The sequence below is a fragment of the Thermococcus sp. 5-4 genome, from assembly GCF_002197185.1.
GTDB classification, from domain to species: domain Archaea; phylum Methanobacteriota_B; class Thermococci; order Thermococcales; family Thermococcaceae; genus Thermococcus; species Thermococcus radiotolerans.
In genome coordinates, this window is record NZ_CP021848.1 from 745,097 (window position 1) to 763,406 (window position 18,310).

Genomic DNA, 18,310 nt, shown 5'->3' on the forward strand with positions numbered 1-18,310 from the left:
ACCAGCACCAATAAAACTAAACTCTAGAGGACTGGGTGTGCTTATTATCTCCCGGTTGATTTTTAAACCCCCTCCCTTTTCTCTCAACGATGAGGCTCCACATCGGAATCGACGACACCGACTCACCCAACGGCATGTGCACCACCTACCTCGGTGCCCTCCTGTACCGCGAGTTTTCCCGCCTAGCGGAGCCCATAGACCTTCCCCGCTTGATCAGGCTCAACCCAAATATCCCGTACAAGACCCGCGGCAATGGGGCAGTGGCGATGACCTTTGAAGTCGATGAGAAAGTTATCCCCGAAATCAAAGACACCGTCCTTTTCTACGTAAACCAGCTTTCCGACTTCACTCACGAGAACACCAACCCCGGCGTTGTCTTCTTCGAAGGGGATATTCCAGAAGAGCTCAGCGAGTTCTCGTTGAGGGCTTTAAGGGAGCACGTTACGATCGAGGAGGCTGAAAGAGTCGCGAGGGAAGTTGGGGCAGAGTACTTCAAGTTCAAGGTCGGGAGGGGCATAATCGGCGCGCTCGCGGCTGTTGCTTACCCGCTGGAGAGGTTCACCTACGAGCTGTTAGCTTACAGAGAGCCCGACAACTGGGGAACGCCGAGGAGAGTGGACGGGGAGAGTGTATTTCTGGCCGATAGCTGGAGCTATCCCTTCACCTACGACAACGTTGACCCTTACAAGAGGAGCGTCCTCATAACACCCCACGGCAAGGATCCCGTTCTGGTTGGCATCAGGGGAATTGACAGAGGAAAGGTTCTCCAGACCTTCGAGCGGGTGGAGTTTGGCGAGCCTGTTGCCTTCCACCAGCTCTACAAGACGAACCAGAACACCGACGACCACCTTACCCCAAAGAAAATCGGTGAGCTGAAGCTCTACGACAGTGCTATAGTCAGGGGTAGGGTTGCAGGCCCCTACTGGGAGCGCGGGAGGCACGTTTTCTTCGAGCTTGAGGATGAAACGGGAAGGATTCGCGTTGCTGCCTTCGAGCCGACCAAGAAGTTCCGGAACTACGTGAGGAAGCTCCTCCCTGGAGACGAGATAATCGCCGCCGGTGGAGTGAAAGAGCACGAGGGCGTCTTAACCCTCAACCTTGAGAAGTTCTATCCGGTGAAGCTCGTTCCGAGGATCGAGTACCAGAAACCGAAGTGCCCGAAGTGCGGCGGGACGATGAAGAGCAAGGGAGATTACCTCAAGTGCAAGCGCTGTGGCCATAAGATGCCGAAGAAGCTCATTCCCGTTGAAGTCCCGCGCGAGCTGGAGAGGAAAATCTACGAAGTGCCGCCAGACGCGAGGAAGCACCTGTCGAGGCCGCTGGTTCTGCCGGGTGGCGAGGAGAAGATTCTGGAAGCGTTGGGAATTTTGAAATGATAATTCTGATTATCATAACCGTGATTATTATTCAGGCCAATAAAGGTCAAGTTCCCATTGAGGTGGACGGAGAGATGTTTCACCTTTGACTTGTAGGACTTCGAAAGGCTTATCTCTTTCAAAAGTGAAGTTTGAGGGGTGTGCCAGATGGTGCTCACGCGGAAGAGAACCGGAATAGTAGAGATCGAAGAAAAAAGAAGATTCAGAACAGTAAAGAGAAGGGAGCAGGTAGATGTATACACGACACCTACGGGAGAAAACACGACAGTCTTTGCCAAAATCGCACAGATGGCTGCTGGCTTACCGGACCTCCACCCAACACACACTGGACTCCCGCAGGGGATCATCGGTTCATTTCCGAGAAGGAAACACCAACAGAGGTGGGATATGACTTCCTTATAGGCTTATTGACAGGAATTGCAAGGGATGGTGAGGGCGGCGCCCACACAGATCATGTGGAACAAAAGTTTCACAACATACTTGTGGAAATAGGCGAAGAATTGGGGAAGTATACGGCACGGACGAAATAAAACCATTGGAGAAAGTATCTGACGTGATGCTTGGCATAGGTGTGAAGGTTCCGAAGTTCAGGGAGTTCCTACAGAAGCATAGGGAAAAAGTTATCGAGGAAATGACCGACGCTATTTACACGGCGTACAAAATGAGGGGAAAGATTATAGACAAGGAGAAAATTAGAAGGGCTGTTGAGAATGCTGTTGAGATTTCGGACAAACTTGCGCACAACATATTCGACAACCGAGCAGATCCGTACTGGATAGCCGTTAATCACTACAAAAACCTGTACGATCAACCGCCGGCAGTTCAGCTGACTGGGGTGTTTGACGGGCTCCTCCGAGTACCACGGGAAAAGGTGCTCGAAACAATAGGAGATCACATAATCGAACTAAAGAAAGTATTCCCAAATGTCGTGAAACCAGAGGAGGTATATGGTGATCTATGGTACGAATTCCTCAAGAAGAAGGGGATTGACCCAAGGGCTTTTGAATCCCAAAACTCAGAAAATCCAGCCCCTGCTAAGAAGCCCCAGCGACCGTCTTCTGAGCTCCTCGCAATAGCAAAGGCCCTCGAATACGCGGGGTTCTCAGGCGAGGCGATGAAGCGAGCGGAGGGAGACCTACTCAATCGGCTTGACGAACTCCTCGAAAACCTTGAGGAGAACGCGCTTGAGATAGCCTACACGGCCAAGCTCCTGAGGCTGGTTCAGCGGAGTGACGTGAAGGGGATAAGAGAATTCGCTAAGTGAGATTGTAAAGGAATCCCGGAACCTCCGAGCCCTTCAGGACTTTAACGTCCCTCGGATACCTTCCCCTCCGCTCCCCAGACTTCACCTCGACCTTTAGGTTTCCCGCTATCGCATCAACCTCGTAGGAGTTGCGGTAGTAGAACACCTCCCCGAACTTCCGATACAGGTGCTCCTGAACGAGCCATTCATAGAGAACGGCCTTATCGACCTCCCTCCTCGTCCAGAGCGCCATGGCCCTCACGATGAGTGGGTCACGGAGGATCAGCTTCCGCTCCTTCCTTGGGTAGACCTTCCCGTCTCCGCCGAGGTAGAGAACCTGCAGGAGGACGTGGAACGCCTCGAAGAGCCCGATGTAATCCCTCGCGGTGTGGGGCGAAACCCCGACGACCTTCGCTATCGCGTTGAAGGAAGTTGGAGATGGAGCTTTATCAAGTATGGCCCCCATAACGTCCCTCGCGAGGTCGGTCGAGCGGTCTAAAGCTTTCAGGTCCGCCTTCAAGAAGCCCACGAGCTCCTCAACCTTCAAAGTACCGTTCAAGTAGGCGAGGTACCCGCCCGTCTCAAGGTAGTTCTCGAAGACTTCCTCCCCCTTCGAGGGGAAGAACTCGTCGTAGAAAAGGCTGTAGTATTCGTGGAAGCTCAGCGGCATGACCTCGATTGTTTTTCCCTTCCCCCGTCTTCCGCCGAAGGTCTCAAAGTGCCGGCCTATCGCCAGGGAAATCGAGCCCGTTACGGTAACGATATCGTCCCTCAGCTCACCTCTGTCTATGAGGAACTTCAGGGCACGCCACCAGTTCTCAACCAAGCTCACCTCATCGAGGAATATAAACGCTCTCCTGATTTTCTTCCGTCTTTTCATCCCCAAATAGTCATTTAAAACCTCTAAGAGCTCTTTGTAGTCCTCAAGCACGTCACAGCTGAAGTAAAATACTGCGTGAGGGGTTTCAACTTTTTTGAGGAGCTCTTTAATGAGAAGCTTTATTCCGATGGTTTTCCCAACCCTTCTCGGGCCGACGACGAAGTTGAGCGAAAAAGGCTCCAATGAGAGCTCGTCGAGCCACTTCGGCCTGACCCTGTAGGTGAGCTTTCCAAAGAGCTCCCAGTCCCTGTCCGGTTCGCCGAACCACCATGGATTCTGTACCTCAAGCATGTGCAGTTATAGTGCAAAGATATTTATAAAGGTTTTGCACTTCCACTGCAAAGAGATTTAAAAAAGAGCTTGCAGTGACGGTGCAAACTATCCCTTCATCACCTTCCACACCAACAGCGGGAAGACGAGCGTAGCATCTGCCCATATCTCGACGTAGTCGGCTTTCGCCCGTATCTTGCCCCAGCTTACGCCCTCGCTCGGCGGTGCACCGCTCAGTGAACCGTCCCACGGAATTGCCGTCGTCACGTAAATCGCGTAGTCGGTTCCGCCGCGGAAGAGGTTGGCGTTGATTATCGCGTGCTTCGGCAGGGAGCCGCCGAGAATTATCGAGGCGGTCTCCTTGGCGGTAACCGCTAAGTTGTTGAGCTTCACGATGTCGTTGGCGATGTCTATTACCAGCTCCCTGTCACCGCGCTCCTCCTTGAAGAAGTAGAGCATGTCGCCTATCGAGCCGTCGGTTATGGCAGGACAGAAAATCGGGACGTTCCTCTTATAGGCCCAGTAGATAACCGAGCGCTCCTTCTCCTTTCCGAGCTTCTCGTCCATGTAGCGGCCCATCTCGTAGATGAACTCGCTCGCCGTCAGCGGCTTTCCGCGCTCCTTCTCCATCTCAAGAACCCGCTCGAAGAAGGGAATCATGTACTTCTCAAATTCAATGTAGCGGTCGTTGGGCACGAAGATGTTGCCGATTCTGTTGATGCCCTTCTCGCGCATCAGGGCGTCATTTACCTGCCAGTCGCCGAGGACAAAGGGTTTGAGTGCCTTTATGAAGTCCTCCTCGATTCCGCCGGCGGTCGTCACTATGACGTCCACTTTACCCTCCTTCACGAGCCACGCAACCAGCTCGCGCAGACCGGAGGAAATTATGTTGGAGGTGTAGCCGAGGAAAACGCGGACTTCTTCCCCCTTAGCGCGCTTCTCCTCGACCTTACGCCAGATTTCTATCGCCTTTCCGAGGTGCGTCGCTTGAAAGCCTATGCGCTCGTAATAGTCCAAAACCTCCTCAAGACTGGAAACATCGTCGGGCCAGGGCCCCTCTATAGGCAGCCCCTCAACCTCTTCGCTCTCCTTGAGGACTATATCCTTCGGCTCGGTCATGGTTTCGGGTTCGAAGGTGGACGTATAAAGTTTTGGGAAAGCGTTTTATTCCCCTCGTCCAACTTTACCCCATGCCGGTGGAGATAGACCTGAACGGCCTCGGCGTCATCGTCACGGCATCATCTCGCGGCATAGGGTTCAACGTTGCGAGGGAACTGTTGAAGAGGAACGCGAGGGTTGTTATAAGCTCGCGAAACGAGGAAAACCTGAAGAAAGCCCTGGATGAGCTCTCGGAATACGGAGAGGTCTACGGCGTGATTGCAGACGTCGGGGAAAAGGAAGATCTGGAAAATCTGGTATCAAAGGCCTGGGATGCCCTAGACGGTGTTGACGCCCTCGTCTGGAATGCCCCCAACGTCTCCTGCGAGCCATGTTTAGTCCATGAAGCTGACTATGCGGACTGGCTGGAGGCGGCGAAGCTTCACTCGATCGCTCCAGGTTATCTAACGGCACTCCTCATCAGGAAGTGGATCGAAAGCGGAAAGAGGGGCGTTCTAGTTTACCTCAACTCCGTCTCGATAAAGGAGCCAATGCCGCCGCTGGTTCTGGCGGACGTCACGAGGGCTGGACTGGTTCAGCTGGCGAAGAGCGTTTCGAGAACATACGGGAAGCACGGAATAAGGGCCTACAGCGTTCTGCTCGGAAGCTTCGACACACCAGGTGCGAGAGAGAACCTCAAGGCCGTTGCTGAGTCGAAGGAAGAGCCCTTTGAGGAGACCTGGGAGCGGGAAGTGCTGGGCAGAACACCCCTCCACAGAACCGGCAGATGGGACGAGTTAGGTTCGCTGGTGGCTTTTCTCCTGAGCGATGAGGCAGAGTACATGCTCGGCTCGACGGTGGTCATAGACGGCGCGATGACGAGGGGGATAAATCTTTAAGCCTTCTCCCCCTTCCTACGCCCATGAAGGAAGACTACTTCACCGAGGACTTTATCTTGGAGATGAGGGAACGGTACTTCAGGCAGAGAAAGTGGGAGAAGATACGGCCCTTCAAGAGGGCTGCCGTTCTGGCGATAGACCTTCAGAGGTACTTCCTCACGCCCGAGAGCAGGGCGTTCCTGCCTTCAGCGTCCCGCTTCGTTCCCAGGCTCATGGATTTTTATCGGGAGGCTGAAAAACTTGGCGTCCCTATAATATTCACCCGCCACTTCCACCAAAACGACATAATGACCCGGTGGTGGGGTGGAGATATGCCAAAGGATGACCCGTTGAGCGGGCTTCTCGACGAGTTTCAGCCCTTCGCGAGAACAGTGGTCGAGAAGAGGACCTATGACGCGTTCCACGGGACGGACCTTGAGAAGAGACTCAGGAGGCTCGGCGTTGAGACCGTAATCGTCACCGGCGTCATGACGCACCTCTGCTGTGAGACGACCGCTCGGGAGGCATTCGTGAGGGGATTCAACGTGGTCTTCCCGGTCGATGGGACGCTCACTCAAAACGGACTTTTCCACGAGGCAACTCTTAGAAACCTCTCCCACGGCTTCACGGTTACGCCGCTCCTCTCGGAGGTGTTGGAATGGCTCTCGTCGGGATAATCGGGGCTGGAATCGGCGGTATAGCGACGGCAGTCCAGCTCAAGCGCTACGGCATTGAGAGTGTAATTTTCGAGTGCGACCGGATCGGGGGGCTGATACGGAACGCCTACTCCGTGGAGAACACCATGTTCTTTCCCGACGGCATCAAAGGCGAGAGGGTCGTCGAAATCCTCGAGGAGTACGTAAAAAAGTACGACCTGAAAATCGTCTACGAGGAAGTCAAGGCCGTGAGAAAGACCGGCGAGCCCTTTGAGGTCGAAACGGACAATGGAACTTACGGCTTCAAATACCTCGTGGTCGCGACGGGGACGAGACCGAGAAAGCTTCCCTTCAAGGGGATAATCTACCACGTCGCTGAAGTTCCGAGGAGGCACTATGAAAGGGTTCTCATCATCGGAGGCGGCGACGTGGCCTTCGACTACGCTCTGACCATGAGCGAGGTTAGCGATGAGGTGATAATCCTCATGAGGAGCGAGCCGAAGGCTTTGCCGTACCTCCAGGAACTCGTGAAGAGGCGTTCAAACATCAGGACGCTGATGGGACAGGTTCGGGAAATAAAGCCTATAAACGGGAGGGGAAAGCTTTTAGCCGAAACCAGCGCTGGGGACTTTGAGGTCGACCTGGTGCTCGGTGCCATCGGCAGGGTTCCGAACATCGAACTGGTGGAGGGCATCGAGGACGATAACCTTTTCCTGGTCGGGGACGTTAAGAACGGGATTTACCGGCAAACGGCCCTGGCGATAGCTGATGGAATCAAAACGGCGATGACGATATGGAGGAGGGAGAGGTATGGAGATACTGAGTGAGGTTGGCGACCCGAACGTTGCCGTCGTTTACATTGGAAAGACCTCGAAGGGCAACATAGTGGAGTTCGTCGAATCAATCCCGACCTACAATCCGCAGGAAAAGTGGGTGCTCATCGTCTCATCGCTCAACGGCTGTCCGGTCGGCTGTAAGATGTGCGACGCGGGCTTCTTCTACAAGGGCAGGCTCGACGTTGATGAGCTGATGGAGCAGATTGAGTATCCTATAAGCAGGCGCTGGAACGGGAAGCCAAAGACTAGGAAGTTTAAGGTGCAGTTCGCGCGCATGGGCGAGCCGAGCTTCAACATGACCGTCATCGAGGCGATGCGTATTTTAGGAGAGCGCTACGACAACTTCCACCCGTCGCTCTCGACGATAGCCCCGATAGGGACGGACAAGTTCTTCGAGGCCCTGCTGGAGCTGAAGAAGGAAATGTTTCCAACCAACTTCCAGCTCCAGTTCTCGGTACACTCCACGAACCCGAAGCAGAGGGACGAGATAATCCCGGTCAGGAAGTGGGACTTCGAGAGAATCGCGGAGTATGGAGAGGCATTCTACGACGAGGGTGGCAAGAAGATTACGCTCAACTTCGCTTTGGCGAGGGAGAACGAGGCCGATGCAAGCGTTATAGCCGAGTACTTCCCGAAGGAATACTTCCTCATCAAGATAACGCCGCTCAACCCGACGGTGAGCGTTCTCAAGAACAGGCTCACCAACGACGTGGACCTTGAGACTGGCCTTCCTATGAAGCACAGGAAGTTCGTGGACGACCTGAGAAGGCTCGGCTACGACGTCATTATCTCCGTCGGCGATACGAGGGAGAACCTCATCGGCTCGAACTGCGGCCAGTACATCCTCCACTTCCTCAAGGAGAGGCCAGAGCTTAGAGAAGCGTACACCTTCGCGAGGGGGTTTGAGTTTAGGGTGAGCTGAGGGATTTTTGGTATTTTCTTGTTCTTCTCGAACTGCTTATAACAGCGGGGATGTGTGATTCCTCGCTAAGAGATTGTTATTGCTTTATTGTTTTAGTTAGAATTTATTTCCTAACGCAAAGGATTTATACTTATTTTTGGAAAAGAATAGGGGATGATGCTGTGGGCAAGTGGGACGAGCCGCTGGGTTATATAGATTTGCTTGAATCTAGGAGAAATGATTTGATAAAGGAAATTGAAAAACTGAACTTAGAAATTGTATCGAACATAATATCAATCGATGATTCAGATATTGTTTCTAGACTTGTAACAGTAATATCGATAGCTGCCCCAATATTCCCACTGTTGTTGTCTTTTGTTGACATTTTAGAGGCGTTTACAAACATAATGAGCGCATTATTCCTGTATTATCTCGTTTTAATGACATTACTCCTACATGCCCTTTTTAAGCGCTTAACCCATTTAAGCTCTCAGAGAGATAAATACAAATTTGACATCAACGATTTGAATAACTTAAAATGGGTATATGCCAGTAAAGAGCTTTCGAAGATTTACCTTCTTTCAGTTCCTATTGTCTTTGTCCAATTCAGTCTCACACACCAAGACAAACGGATTCTCTTAGCTTTATTATTTCTGTATTTGTATATTGGGGTAATTGTATACTATCTCTCAGAACAATTTGAGTATCTTCTCGCTACCCCGATTTATACAACGCAATCAAAGAGCCAAGATACTAAGAAATCCCCATCTCGATTTAAACTAAGAATGCTACAGTGTTTATGGTGTGGAGGGTTATTTATGACAATTGTAGGTTTCATTAAATGGTTTCAAATCACTTATTCAACTGTTGTCCAAATGAATCCTTCCGAAATCATAATCTACGTTATGGAGATAGTAGGAGTGTTATTTATATTAGTAAAGATGGCTATTCAAGGAGGTGCAGCGGCGGTTAAAAGAGTGTTACAAAGACAACTCAAAGAGGCTTTAGAAATAAAGACTAAAGCCAAATATGCGACATCTGATGCAGAGCTTTTGAGTCTAGAATCCCAACTCAGAAAAATAAAAGCATTTAGTAGAATAAGATGGGCCAAAAAGAAGTACTTATCAATCAAATTTGAAACCATTGAATTTGAGGTAGACAAAGAATATCAGATATACTTGGAGACTCTCCAAGGGTTGCAGAGGGTAAACTCCTAGCGCTTTATACTCAGAAGGGTACTTCTCTCTTACCTGCCAGCGAATAAAGCAAAAAGAGGAAACCTTAAACCTCCCACTCGTGAATAAGCTCTCCCTCCGCAAAGACGTGCGTCGGGTAGTTCTTCATGTGGAACGGATCACCGTTCCAGACAACCAGCGAGGCCCACTTGCCCTTCTCAATGCTTCCGAGCCTGTCGTCAACGCCGAGGATTTTCGCGTTGTTGTGGGTTATGATCTTTATCGCCTCTTCCTTGCTCATGCCGAGCCTTATGAAGTGCCTGAGCTGGAGGTAAAGATTCGCTTGAAGGGTTACCGGGTGGTCGCTCATAAGGCCGAAGAGAGGTTTGACCTCAAGTAAATACTTCGCGTTCTTCCAGTCCTCATGCTTGAGCTCAACCTTGTAGGGATGGGCATCGAAGGGGCCGTAGACGACCGGGACTCCCTCGGCCTTAATCTTCTCGAAGGTCTCCCTGCTGTGGACGTCGCCAGCGTGCTCGATGGTTATCTTGAGCCCAAACTTCCGCTTTATCATCAGCAGGGCCGCGATGTCATCCTCCTTGTGGACGTGAACGCGGAGCGGAACTTCTCCCTTCAGGACAGGAATCAGGGCCTCAACGGTGGGCTCAACCTCTTCCGGCTCCTTCTTGCCCTTCTCCAGCAGGGCTATCGTCTTCTGCGTCTTAATCAGCCAGTTGAGGAGAATTCCTATCGCTCCCATCCTCGTGCTAGGCCTCGTCCCTTTCCACTCCTTCGTCGAGCGCGGGTTGTATCCGAAGGCCGCTTTAACGCCCGCGTACTGGATGAAGGCATCCTCTATGTCGCGCCCGTAGTTCTTGATGAAGACAGCCTTCCCACCGATTATGTTCCCACTTCCCGGCAGAACCGATGAATACAGCACACCGAACTCTATTGAGTGCTGGAAGGCCTTGTCGTCCATGTAGATGGAGTAGAGGGCATCCACCAGGGGAAGAACCGCGTCCATCTGCTCGTTGGCCTCTCCCTCCTGATAGGGCTCGCCGTAGCGGTCCATTCCTATGTGACTGTGACCGTCTATGAAGGCCGGCGTTACAACGCCCTCCGCTATCACCTCGACTTCCTTTGGCTTCTCCTTCGTTACACCCACAATGTTTTTATCAAAAACGACGTAGACGTTCTTCAGAACGTTCCCCAGACCGTCGTAGAGAAGACTCGCCTTGACTGCTTTCACGTTCATCACCGTTAAGAAATGTGCACTAACGTTTAAATGCTTGTCGATTCCCGAATTGAAGAATTATACAATTCGATAATTATGTAGTCAGAAAAGGTGTAAGAACGGAAAAGGCTCAGTAGGGAAACTCGACACCCATGTCCTTCGCTATCTCGCGCAGGTGGGCTATGCGCTCCTTGGTCGGCGGGTGGGTTGCGAAGAGCTGGGAAACCCTGTCGCCCTCGAAGTGGTTCACTATGAAGAGATGGGCCAGCCCAGGGTTGCCGAGGGGCTTTTTCTTCTTGGCCTCAGCTTCTTTTTGAAGCTTTTTAACCGCTTCGTCGAGCTTGAGGAGAGCGCTCGCGAGGGCCCAAGGCTTCCCGCTGAGCCTGGCGCCGCCCTCGTCGGCCGCGAACTCCCTCCGTCTGCTTATCGCCGAGCGGATTATTATGGCCGCTATCGGGGCGGTTATGGCGATGAGGAGGGCGTAGATGAAGCGGTCGAGGCTGAGGCCACCGAAGATGACCTTGAAGAATGCCAGGTACTTGGTTATGTACGCTATGTAAACCACCGCTCCGGCCAAAGCGCCGGCTATCGTCCCCACGAGGATGTCGTGGTTCTTCACATGGGTTAGCTCGTGGCCGAGAACCCCCTCGAGCTCGTCCCTATCGAGGAGCTCCAGTATCCCAGTCGTGACCGTGACAAGGGCGTGCTTGGCGTTTCTGCCCGTGGCGAATGCGTTCGGCGTTGGGTCGTCGATTATCGCTATCTTCGGCATCGGGAGGCCGGCCCTTTTGCTGAGCTTCTCAACTATCTCGTAGAGCTCCGGTGCCTCCTCCCTGCTCACTATTCTCGCCTTCATCATCTTGATTACAAGCTGGTCGCTGTACCAGAAGGCCAAAAAGCTCATTATGACGGCGAACCAGAACATGTAGGTCATCCATCTGGCGCCGCCGAGGAGGTACCCCATGGCCATCAGGAGGCCGGTTAGGAGGGCTATCATGAACGTTGTCCTGAGGAACAGCCAGAGTTTCACATCCATCACCTCTTTGGTTTACCTTTCAAACCGCCTTTACAAACCTTTCGTTCACTTCAAAAGATGGGCAGAAATGGGAAGTCAGAAGGTTGGGGCGTAGCCCATCTCTTCCGCTATCTTCCTGAGCCTCTCGACCCTCGCTTCGGTGGGGGGGTGGGTTGAGAACAGGCTCGCCAAGCTGGTTCCCTTGAACGGGTTCACTATAAACATGTGTGCCGTTGCCGGGTTTCCTTCCCTCATCGGACGGTAGCTGACGGCGCGCTCTATCTTCATCAGCGCACTCGCGAGCGCCCAGGGTTTGCCGCTTATCTTCGCCCCGCCTTCATCCGCTAAAAACTCCCTCGAGCGGCTCACGGCGGCCTGGATAAGCATCGCCGCTATTGGAGCCAAAACCGCTATCAGTATGGCCACAAGCACGTTCCCGGCATCGTCTTCATCCCTTCCGAAACCGCCGAAGATGGCTATCCACCGGGCCCAGTAGGCAAGCTGGACGATGGCACCGGCCAGGGCCGCCGCGAAGGTTCCGATGAGCATGTCTCTATTTTTTATATGAGTAAGCTCATGGCCTATCACTCCCTCGAGCTCGTCCCTGTCGAGGATTCTGAGCAGGCCGGTTGTGACTGCAACAACCGCGTGCTTCGGGTCTCTCCCCGTGGCGAACGCGTTGGGTGTCTCGCTGGGGATTATGGCCACCCTCGGCATCGGCAGGCCTGCGTTCTCGGCGAGCTTTCGAACTATCGCGTGGAGTTCCGGAGCCTCGAACTCATCCACCATCCTTGCACGGTACCAGCTCAGGACGATTTTATCGCTGTACCAGTAGGTTATGAAGTTGAAGACCATCGAGAACAGGAACATCAGGAAAGCCACGCTGGGGCCTCCAAAGACGTAGCCGATGGCCATCAGTAACCCGGTCAGTACGGCCATCAGCAGACCCGTTCTGAGCCACAGACCAAGCCCCATGATCTCACCTCCAGCGAACTCTCACTCCCATAAGGAGAGGCGAATCTACAAATAAAACCTTTTGGTACAAGGTTGAGTATAAGGAAAGAGAATAGAGGGCATCACATGCCCATGTCCATGCCGCCCATTCCGCCCATACCGGGCATTCCGCCGCCCTGACCGCCCTCGGGCTTGCTTATCTTGGCGGCGATGACGTCGTCGATCCTGAGGATCATTATGGCGGCCTCGCTGGCGCTCTTGATGGCCTGCTTCTTGACGCGGAGCGGCTCGATGATACCCTTGGCGAGCATGTCGGCCGGCTCGCCCTCGAAGACGTCGATGCCTATGGCCCTGCCCTTGTTCTTGTGCTCGCTGATGACCTTGACGAGCATCTCGACGGTGTCGAGACCGGCGTTCTCAGCGAGGGTCTTCGGGATTATCTTGAGAGCGTCGGCGAAGTTCTCGATGGCCAGAGCCTCCTTGCCGCCGACCTGCTTGGCGTACTCGTCGAGCTTGATGCTGAGCTCTATCTCGCCGGCACCTCCGGCCGGAAGAACGTAGCCGTCCTCCATGACGTCCTTGACGACCTTGATGGCGTCCTCAAGGGCCCTCTCAACCTCGTCGATGACGTGCTCGGTGCCACCGCGGATGAGTATGGTCACGGCCTTCGGGTTCTTGCAGCCCTCGACGAAGATCATGCTCTCGCCGGCAATCTTGCGCTCCTCAACGAGGTCTGCGTGACCGAGGTCCTCCGGGGTGAGGTCCTTAACGTTGGTAACGACCTTAGCTCCAGTGGCCTTGGCGAGCTTCTCCATGTCACTCTTCTTAACTCTCCTCACGGCGAGGATGCCGTACTTGGCGAGGTAGTGCTGGGCGAGGTCGTCAATACCCTTCTGGACGAAGAGAACGTTCGCACCGGTGGCGGCGATCTGGTCGACCATCTCCTTGAGCATCTTCTCCTCCTGCTCGATGAACTGGAAGAGCTGGTCCGGGCTGGTGATGTTTATCTTGGCATCGGTCTCGGTCTTCTTGACCTCGAGGGCCTCGTTGATGAGCGCGATCTTAGCGCCCTCAATCCTGGTCGGCATCCTCGGGTGGACGCGCTCCTTGTCGATAACAACACCGCGGATGAGCTCGCTCTCCTCGACGCTCTCACCGGCCTTCTTCTCTATCTTGATGTTGTCGATATCCACGACGTACTTTCCATCCTTCTTCTCGGCGACCTGCCTGACGGCGTCAACGGCGAGTTTCGCAAAGAGCTCCTTGTGGCTCTCGGCGTTCTTGCCGGTGATTGAGGTCATGGCTATCTTCATGAGGGTCTCCTCGTCGTCCGGGGTAACCTCGATGGCGATCTCCTGAAGTATCTCCTGGGCCTTCTCAGCGGCCATGGTGTAGCCCTTGACGATGATGCTCGGGTGGATGTTCTGGTCGAGGAGCTCCTCGGCCTTCCTGAGGAGTTCGCCAGCGATAACAACGGCGGTGGTGGTACCATCGCCAGCCTCCTTGTCCTGAGTCTTAGCAACCTCAACCATCATCTTCGCAGCCGGGTGCTGGAGGTCTATCCTGTCGAGAATCGTGGCTCCATCGTTGGTGACAACGACGTCACCAAGGCTGTCGACGAGCATTTTATCCATACCCTTTGGACCGAGGGTGGTCCTGACGGTTTCAGCAATAATCCTAGCAGCCAGAATGTTGAGCCTCTGGGCATCCCTTCCAACGTACCTCTGGGTCCCCTCAGGCAGAATAACAACCGGCTGTCCGCTAAGCTGTGCCATTTGACATTCCTCCTATCAGATTCCTTTTTGCAGAAACGCTTCGTCAGCGTTGCATATAAATTTTTGGGTCAAAAATTTCAAAAAATACCAATATATTTGAATAAATGACAGAAACCAAGGTCAGAACTGGGGGAAAGGGCTAAAACCTTGAGGACCAAGGCACCGCTGGTGGGAGCGATGGAACCCATGATATACCAGCTGACCCCAGAGAAAGCCCTGAGCATTCTTGACGTCATAGAGAACTACGGCGTCGTGAGTGTGGACGTTGACAACGCCGCATCAATTCTAGATGATATGCTAGACTCTAATGCCGAAAAGCTCCAATACGCCCGCAGAATTCTCGACGATGGAAACGTTGATAAGGCCGTTTTAGTTGTACGGGATGACGCGGGGGTTCTGGTCATCAAAATGGAGAACGTCGTTGAGATAAGGGTCACCGTTCGGGACTACTCAAGGCTGATTGAGGAGTTCGCACTTAAGCAGGGGTGATTTCATGGAGCTGATAAAGCAGGGCGCGGAGGCGAAGATATACCTGGCGGAGTTCGGAGAGTATTTTGGTGCAGAGCTCCTCCCGGGCGAGAGAATAATCATCAAACACAGAATTCCAAAGCGCTACCGCATAAGGGAGATCGACGAGCGGCTGAGAAGGGAGAGAACGGTTAGGGAGGCGAGGGTTCTCCACAGGGCGAAGGAGTTCGGTGTGAACTGCCCCTACGTCTACGAGGTCGATATGAGGGAGATGAAGATAGCCATGGAGTTCATAGACGGCGAGCGCCTGAAGGAGCTTCTGGAGAGGCTGCCGATGGAGGGGAGGCTTCCCCTCTGCCGCGAGATTGGGAGACAGATTGGAAGGCTCCATGAGGCGGGCATAGTGCACGGTGACCTGACCACCAGCAACATGATACTCAGGGACGGAAAGGTTTACCTGATAGACTTCGGTTTAGCTGACTTTGATCCCACATTGGAGGCGAGGGGCGTTGATCTGCACCTCCTCAAGCGCGCCATGGAGAGCACCCACTACACCTGGTTCGAGAGGGGCTTTGAGGCCGTTTTAGAAGGCTACGCCGAGGTCAGGGGCGAGGAGAAGGCCGAGGAACTCAAGGCGAAGATAGAAGAAATCGAGAGCAGGGGAAGGTACAGAGAGCGGAGCTGGGTGGGGTAGGGACAAAGTGCAAAGCTCACTCCTACCTGAATGCCCTCAGAACCCTCTCGAAAATTTCCCGCTCCTTCCCACGTTTCTTTCTAGCAAGGCTTTCAACGATGAGCTCCGGCGTGCTCCTTCCGAGCTTTCCGAAGACGGGCTGCCGGTCGACGATGAGGTTGAGCTTCTCATCCAGGCCTTTGGCCTCTATCCCGTCTACCCTCGCGAAGGGAAGCCCCTTTCTGAGATCCTCTCCCAGGTGTGACACTATGACAACGTAGAAGCCCTTCTCATGAGCTATCTTCAAAAGTTCGCCGATTATCTTGACAGCCGCGCCGGGCTCGGTTATGGCCTCGAACTCGTCTATGAGGATGAGCTTTCTGCCCTCTCCGCGAAGGGCTCTAACAAAGGAGCGCAGGGCCGTCTCAAAGGCACCAGCATCGTAGGCGCTCCTCTTCCGCCTGAAGAAGAACAGCTCATCGAGGGGCTCGACCCAGGCCTTCTCCGCCGGAACCGGGAATCCCATGTGGGTGAGAACGGTTATCTGTGTCATCAGCTCTAAGAGGCTGGTCTTTCCACCACTGTTGGCCCCGGTGAGGATGACCACCCTCTCGTCGCGTATATCGTCAGCGCCTGGGACTGGGAACCCATCGGGCGTTTTTCCGATAGCATAGCTGACCGGCTGGGGATTTTCTATGAAGAGGTGCCGCCCGTTGACGAACGCTATTCCGCCCTTCCAGAGCTCGGGGAAGGAAAAGCCCTCAGTGAAGTCCCTCACAGCCAGCAGGAAATCAAGCTCGTGGACGCGGCCGAGTTCTTCCTTGAGCTTGGGAAGAAGGGGCATGATTCTCTCAAGCACTTCCCTGCTCCTGAGGTACAGTTCGACCTTGAGCTCCCTTTCGAGCTCCTCGCGGAGCATCTCTATCCTCTCCGGGGGCACGGTCACCGGGTACAGCTCCTCCCGGGAGAAGAGCTCGACGGTGATGCCAAGCTTTTCGCTCAGCTCGTTCTCGGCCGCGTTTATCAGATCAAGGATTTCACCCTCGACCTCGCCGAAGTGCTTGAATATGGCCTCGTAGTTCCCGGCCTTGAGCTCCCCGAGGAAGTCGAGCAACTCTTTCCCGCTCAGCGTCAGGCTGAACTTCTCAAGCTTCTCAGCTATTTTCCCGTTAAGCTCGCGCTCTTTCTCCGCAACCAGCTCCTCAAGACCGTCGAGGAGCTTCCGCTTTTCCATGACCTCCCCAAGTTCGTTCAGCCCACGGAGTATCTCCAAGGCGACGCTGCCCTCGCCGGTTAGCTCGCCGATTTTAGTTAGGGCCTCAAGCGTTTCCCGGTTCTCCCAGAGGGGCATAATGTAGAGTTCCGGGGCTATCTGGGACGGCGTTAGCTCGACGTCAATCCCGTAGCCGACGGTGCTAAGTACCAGGGGGTAGCCCTCGCCCTCTTCCAAACTTGTCGAGACCTCGCAGAGTCCCAGACCCTCGGCTCTCTCAAGCTCACTTTCGTCAACTATGAGAATCCTGTCGTGGAGGTAATCGCGGCGGAACTTTATCGGCTTGACTTTGGCTATCTGCTCCCTCAGCTCGGGCCGGATTTTGGGAAGGTTTTTCCGGAAATAGTCCTGCCTGCGGAGAATCTCCTTCTCTTCGGAGGTAGGTTCAAACCCCTCGAGAAATGTCGAACTCCCTGGAAGGACTAACCGTCTCTTTATCTCCTCGTGGATTGAGCGGTATATCGCTTTAGCCTCGGGGTTCAGCTTGAGCGCCATCGTTGAAGGAATGTCCAAAGGGCTAAAAAAGTTACCTGAAGCCCAGAAACGGCAAGTTTTATAAGCTCATGGAGTAACATCTAAACAATGCCCTCAGGTGAGACGGATGATAGTCAAGAGAATTCTCAGACCGACCTATCGTATCAGAGTGCTGGAATTCACAAAATCCACGCCCAAGGATATCCTACCCCACTTCAAGAGAAAGGGAGCATATGTTGTCGAATTTTCGTCTGATATCGATCCGGAGCTTCATGTGGAATCCTTCCTAGCCTCGAGCTACGGGGAGTATGTTTATCTGCTAAAATTTAAAGGCGGAAAAATGTTTCTTGCCAGACACACATCATGGGTTTTCGAGGAGGAATGGCCGACCCCAAAGAGGTTCATGGCTCGAGATGAGAACGGGCTAAAGCGTTTCATCGTGTCCAGAACCTCCATGAGGGAGAGGCTTCTCACAGAGCTGCCTCCCCTTGTGATATGGGGGGCCGTATTTCTCGGGGTAATAAACAGGGCCTTCAGAGACAATTCCGGCGGAAGCCTCTTCCTGGTATTCTTTGGTTTCATACTGAACGATTTAGCGAAACTACTCGAATACGCCCTGATCGGCTACTGTGAAGAGTAGGCCTCCTTCACCTTCTCTACCACGTGAATGCCCTCGATCCTCGTGAACGGGTACTGGCCGTTCTCGTCCTTCTCAACGGCCTTGACCATGTCCCATATCGTCAGCAGGGCAACCGTAACACCTGTTAGGGCCTCCATTTCAACTCCCGTCTTGTAGGTGGCACGAACTTCGCAGGTGGCCTCTATGTAGTCCTCGCCGAACTCGAATGAGATGTCAACTCCCGTGAGCGGTATCGGGTGGCAGAGTGGAATCAGCTCCGGCGTCTTCTTTACCGCAAGGATTCCCGCTATCTGGGCCGTGGCTATAACGTTGCCCTTCTTCGTCTTTCCAGCCTTGATAAGCTCTATCGTTTCCGGCCTGAGCCTTATCCTGCCCTTTGCCACGGCCCTTCTGAAAACCTCCCTCTTGTGCCCAACCTCGACCATCTTAACGCCCCTTTCATCAACGTGCGTGAGCTCCTTCATGTGCCTCCCCCGGCTATATAAGTCGCT

19 protein-coding genes are annotated in these 18,310 nt (G+C 53.5%); 11 read left to right on the forward strand and 8 right to left on the reverse strand.

What is annotated here, in order from left to right; genetic code table 11:
* Positions 1-89 precede the first annotated feature (89 nt).
* The 3 genes from tiaS (at position 90) to CDI07_RS04170 (ending at position 2,640) form a co-directional block, all read left to right on the forward strand.
* Positions 90-1,376 (forward strand): tRNA(Ile2) 2-agmatinylcytidine synthetase TiaS, encoded by a 1,287-nt coding sequence (tiaS, locus tag CDI07_RS04160; RefSeq protein ID WP_088180409.1) that lies wholly within the window; start codon positions 90-92, stop codon positions 1,374-1,376.
* A 147-nt stretch (positions 1,377-1,523) separates the two neighbouring features.
* Entirely contained in the window at positions 1,524-1,778 is a 255-nt protein-coding gene (locus CDI07_RS04165) for a hypothetical protein (protein ID WP_088180410.1), read from the forward strand.
* Positions 1,779-1,932: 154 nt separating this feature from the next.
* The gene (locus CDI07_RS04170) at positions 1,933-2,640 is read left to right on the forward strand and encodes a hypothetical protein (protein ID WP_088180411.1); all 708 of its coding nucleotides are present in this window, start codon (positions 1,933-1,935) and stop codon (positions 2,638-2,640) included.
* On the opposite strand, the gene CDI07_RS04175 is transcribed toward CDI07_RS04170, so the two are convergent.
* Both CDI07_RS04175 and CDI07_RS04180 read right to left on the reverse strand, forming a co-directional pair.
* On the reverse strand, positions 2,633-3,790 hold the full coding sequence (locus CDI07_RS04175; protein WP_088180412.1) for an ATP-binding protein: 1,158 nt from the start codon (positions 3,788-3,790) through the stop codon (positions 2,633-2,635). The genes CDI07_RS04170 and CDI07_RS04175 overlap by 8 nt on opposite strands.
* Before the next feature lie 87 nt (positions 3,791-3,877).
* A complete protein-coding gene (locus CDI07_RS04180) occupies positions 3,878-4,888 on the reverse strand; it encodes a deoxyhypusine synthase (protein ID WP_088180413.1) in 1,011 nt (336 codons plus the stop codon).
* A 71-nt stretch (positions 4,889-4,959) separates the two neighbouring features.
* Here CDI07_RS04180 and CDI07_RS04185 point away from each other — a divergent pair, with 71 nt between their 5' ends.
* From CDI07_RS04185 to CDI07_RS04205, 5 genes are all read left to right on the forward strand, one after another.
* Positions 4,960-5,766: an SDR family oxidoreductase gene (locus CDI07_RS04185; protein ID WP_088181537.1), complete on the forward strand. Its 807-nt coding sequence runs from the start codon at positions 4,960-4,962 to the stop codon at positions 5,764-5,766.
* Positions 5,767-5,789: 23 nt separating this feature from the next.
* Positions 5,790-6,422, forward strand: a complete 633-nt coding sequence (locus tag CDI07_RS04190) for an isochorismatase family protein (protein WP_088180414.1) — start codon at positions 5,790-5,792, stop codon at positions 6,420-6,422.
* Complete coding sequence (locus tag CDI07_RS04195; protein ID WP_088180415.1) at positions 6,404-7,228, forward strand: NAD(P)/FAD-dependent oxidoreductase; 825 nt, start codon at positions 6,404-6,406, stop codon at positions 7,226-7,228. The genes CDI07_RS04190 and CDI07_RS04195 overlap by 19 nt, the downstream gene beginning before the upstream one ends.
* The gene (locus CDI07_RS04200; RefSeq protein ID WP_088180416.1) at positions 7,212-8,159 is read left to right on the forward strand and encodes a radical SAM protein; all 948 of its coding nucleotides are present in this window, start codon (positions 7,212-7,214) and stop codon (positions 8,157-8,159) included. The genes CDI07_RS04195 and CDI07_RS04200 overlap by 17 nt, the downstream gene beginning before the upstream one ends.
* A gap of 161 nt (positions 8,160-8,320) precedes the next feature.
* Positions 8,321-9,355, forward strand: coding sequence for a hypothetical protein (locus CDI07_RS04205; RefSeq protein WP_088180417.1), 1,035 nt, complete (start codon positions 8,321-8,323; stop codon positions 9,353-9,355).
* A gap of 64 nt (positions 9,356-9,419) precedes the next feature.
* On the opposite strand, the gene CDI07_RS04210 is transcribed toward CDI07_RS04205, so the two are convergent.
* The 4 genes from CDI07_RS04210 to thsB form a co-directional block, all read right to left on the reverse strand.
* A complete protein-coding gene (locus CDI07_RS04210) occupies positions 9,420-10,562 on the reverse strand; it encodes an amidohydrolase (RefSeq protein ID WP_088180418.1) in 1,143 nt (380 codons plus the stop codon).
* Between the two features lie 115 nt (positions 10,563-10,677).
* Entirely contained in the window at positions 10,678-11,577 is a 900-nt protein-coding gene (locus CDI07_RS04215) for a M48 family metalloprotease (protein ID WP_394335168.1), read from the reverse strand.
* 81 nt (positions 11,578-11,658) lie between these two features.
* Complete coding sequence (locus CDI07_RS04220; protein WP_088180420.1) at positions 11,659-12,537, reverse strand: zinc metalloprotease HtpX; 879 nt, start codon at positions 12,535-12,537, stop codon at positions 11,659-11,661.
* A 101-nt stretch (positions 12,538-12,638) separates the two neighbouring features.
* Positions 12,639-14,291: a thermosome subunit beta gene (gene thsB / locus CDI07_RS04225; protein ID WP_088180421.1), complete on the reverse strand. Its 1,653-nt coding sequence runs from the start codon at positions 14,289-14,291 to the stop codon at positions 12,639-12,641.
* A 177-nt stretch (positions 14,292-14,468) separates the two neighbouring features.
* Here thsB and CDI07_RS04230 point away from each other — a divergent pair, with 177 nt between their 5' ends.
* On the forward strand, positions 14,469-14,780 hold the full coding sequence (locus tag CDI07_RS04230) for a hypothetical protein (protein ID WP_088180422.1): 312 nt from the start codon (positions 14,469-14,471) through the stop codon (positions 14,778-14,780).
* A gap of 4 nt (positions 14,781-14,784) precedes the next feature.
* The gene (locus CDI07_RS04235) at positions 14,785-15,453 is read left to right on the forward strand and encodes a Kae1-associated kinase Bud32 (RefSeq protein WP_088180423.1); all 669 of its coding nucleotides are present in this window, start codon (positions 14,785-14,787) and stop codon (positions 15,451-15,453) included.
* A 22-nt stretch (positions 15,454-15,475) separates the two neighbouring features.
* Here CDI07_RS04235 and CDI07_RS04240 read toward each other — a convergent pair whose 3' ends face one another.
* Positions 15,476-17,200, reverse strand: coding sequence for a DNA mismatch repair protein (locus CDI07_RS04240; protein ID WP_088180424.1), 1,725 nt, complete (start codon positions 17,198-17,200; stop codon positions 15,476-15,478).
* A 106-nt stretch (positions 17,201-17,306) separates the two neighbouring features.
* Here CDI07_RS04240 and CDI07_RS04245 point away from each other — a divergent pair, with 106 nt between their 5' ends.
* The gene (locus CDI07_RS04245; protein ID WP_088180425.1) at positions 17,307-17,819 is read left to right on the forward strand and encodes a hypothetical protein; all 513 of its coding nucleotides are present in this window, start codon (positions 17,307-17,309) and stop codon (positions 17,817-17,819) included.
* Here the strand turns inward: CDI07_RS04245 and moaC are convergent.
* The gene (moaC, locus tag CDI07_RS04250) at positions 17,804-18,283 is read right to left on the reverse strand and encodes a cyclic pyranopterin monophosphate synthase MoaC (protein ID WP_088180426.1); all 480 of its coding nucleotides are present in this window, start codon (positions 18,281-18,283) and stop codon (positions 17,804-17,806) included. The genes CDI07_RS04245 and moaC overlap by 16 nt on opposite strands.
* Positions 18,284-18,310 lie beyond the last annotated feature (27 nt).

Coding starts and splice junctions, on each gene's coding strand:
- CDI07_RS04230 (WP_088180422.1), top strand. CDS start 14,469: ATGGAACCCATGATATACCAGCTGACCCCAGAGAAAGCCCTGAGCATT.
- tiaS (WP_088180409.1), top strand. CDS start 90: ATGAGGCTCCACATCGGAATCGACGACACCGACTCACCCAACGGCATG.
- CDI07_RS04245 (WP_088180425.1), top strand. CDS start 17,307: ATGATAGTCAAGAGAATTCTCAGACCGACCTATCGTATCAGAGTGCTG.
- CDI07_RS04175 (WP_088180412.1), bottom strand. CDS start 3,790: ATGCTTGAGGTACAGAATCCATGGTGGTTCGGCGAACCGGACAGGGAC.
- CDI07_RS04240 (WP_088180424.1), bottom strand. CDS start 17,200: ATGGCGCTCAAGCTGAACCCCGAGGCTAAAGCGATATACCGCTCAATC.
- thsB (WP_088180421.1), bottom strand. CDS start 14,291: ATGGCACAGCTTAGCGGACAGCCGGTTGTTATTCTGCCTGAGGGGACC.
- CDI07_RS04220 (WP_088180420.1), bottom strand. CDS start 12,537: ATGGGGCTTGGTCTGTGGCTCAGAACGGGTCTGCTGATGGCCGTACTG.
- CDI07_RS04200 (WP_088180416.1), top strand. CDS start 7,212: ATGGAGATACTGAGTGAGGTTGGCGACCCGAACGTTGCCGTCGTTTAC.
- CDI07_RS04185 (WP_088181537.1), top strand. CDS start 4,960: ATGCCGGTGGAGATAGACCTGAACGGCCTCGGCGTCATCGTCACGGCA.
- CDI07_RS04235 (WP_088180423.1), top strand. CDS start 14,785: ATGGAGCTGATAAAGCAGGGCGCGGAGGCGAAGATATACCTGGCGGAG.
- CDI07_RS04195 (WP_088180415.1), top strand. CDS start 6,404: ATGGCTCTCGTCGGGATAATCGGGGCTGGAATCGGCGGTATAGCGACG.
- CDI07_RS04170 (WP_088180411.1), top strand. CDS start 1,933: ATGCTTGGCATAGGTGTGAAGGTTCCGAAGTTCAGGGAGTTCCTACAG.
- moaC (WP_088180426.1), bottom strand. CDS start 18,283: ATGAAGGAGCTCACGCACGTTGATGAAAGGGGCGTTAAGATGGTCGAG.
- CDI07_RS04190 (WP_088180414.1), top strand. CDS start 5,790: ATGAAGGAAGACTACTTCACCGAGGACTTTATCTTGGAGATGAGGGAA.
- CDI07_RS04165 (WP_088180410.1), top strand. CDS start 1,524: ATGGTGCTCACGCGGAAGAGAACCGGAATAGTAGAGATCGAAGAAAAA.
- CDI07_RS04180 (WP_088180413.1), bottom strand. CDS start 4,888: ATGACCGAGCCGAAGGATATAGTCCTCAAGGAGAGCGAAGAGGTTGAG.